A 1179-nucleotide genomic window follows, 5' to 3' on the forward strand; every position below is an offset into this window, starting at 1 on the left:
CGCGCCAAAGGCAGAGGCGCCCAGCACGCGGACGGCATGGTAGTGGGTCAGCGCCACATGGGTGATCGGCTTGTCGGTCACCGAGCGCACACATTCGATTACCTTGTTTGCCAGCCGCGGGGTTGCCTGTGCCTCGACGATCATTACGGAGTCATCGCCGATGATGACGCCTGAGTTCGGATCGCCCTCGGCGGTAAAGGCATACAGCCCCTCGCCGATCTCATCAAAAGTGATCTTCTTTTCGGTCAGGTCCCCTTGGGACGCGAATGCCTTGGCCATATGTCTGTCCTTTCAGCGGTGCGCCAGAGGCTGCTGTGGGAGCCTCCGGCGGGGATATTTTTAGCCAGAAGAAAAGCGGAGCTTATCTTTTGAACGGGTCGTCAAGTGCGGGCAGGACGGTGCCGGTGCAGTCGCCGAACCCGATGGAGTAACCCTTGCCTTTGGCCGCGCCCTTCAAGGTCAGCGTGTCGCCGTCCGCGATGAAGGAGCGCTCCTCACCGGTGTCCAGCGTCAGCGGCTCTTTGCCACCCCAGCTGAGCTCAAGAAGCGATCCACGGCTTTCCTTGGTTGGGCCGGAAATGGTGCCGGACCCCAAGAGGTCGCCTGCATTCATCGGGCAGCCCGAGGTGGTGTGATGCGCCAGCTGCTGCGCGGCGGAGTAGTACATTTCCTTGTAGTTGGTCCGCACGATGGTGGTCGCCTCTTTGCCTTCCGGCGCCATGGTGACCTCCAGGTCGATGTCATACAGCATCGGCCCGCAGTCTTTCAGGTGGTCCAGCAGCTCGACCTCACGTTCCGGCGTGTCGCAGCGGAACGGCTCCAGCGCCGCTTTGGTCACGATCCAGGGGCTGATCGAGTTGGCAGTCGCCTTGGCCTGAAACGGCCCCAGCGGCTGGTATTCCCAGGCCTGGATGTCGCGCGCCGACCAGTCGTTCAGCAGCACATAGCCGAAGATATTGTCGTCCGCTTCCTGCACGGTGATCGGGCCATCGGAAGGGGTGCCGACAATCGCGCCCATTTCCAGCTCGATATCGAACCTTGCGCAGGGCGCCCACCGCGGCTTGTCGTCATTCGGGCCTTTCAGCTGGCCCCAGGGGCGGCGCACATCGGTGCCGGAGACCACCACGGAAGACGCCCGCCCGTTATAGCCGATCGGGATATGCAGCCAGTTCGGCGGCA

The 1179-nt window shown here is 62.7% G+C and carries 1 protein-coding gene and 1 pseudogene; both read right to left on the reverse strand.

Going from position 1 to position 1179, the window contains the following annotated elements; translation table 11 throughout:
- Positions 1-279 (reverse strand): annotated as a pseudogene (locus tag A2I95_RS40325) (MBL fold metallo-hydrolase); the annotation flags it as partial.
- An 82-nt stretch (positions 280-361) separates the two neighbouring features.
- Positions 362-1179 (reverse strand): fumarylacetoacetate hydrolase family protein (locus tag A2I95_RS40330; protein WP_291737937.1); only part of this gene is annotated, 818 nt, incomplete at its 5' end.

Source organism: Leisingera sp. F5, assembly GCF_001593695.1.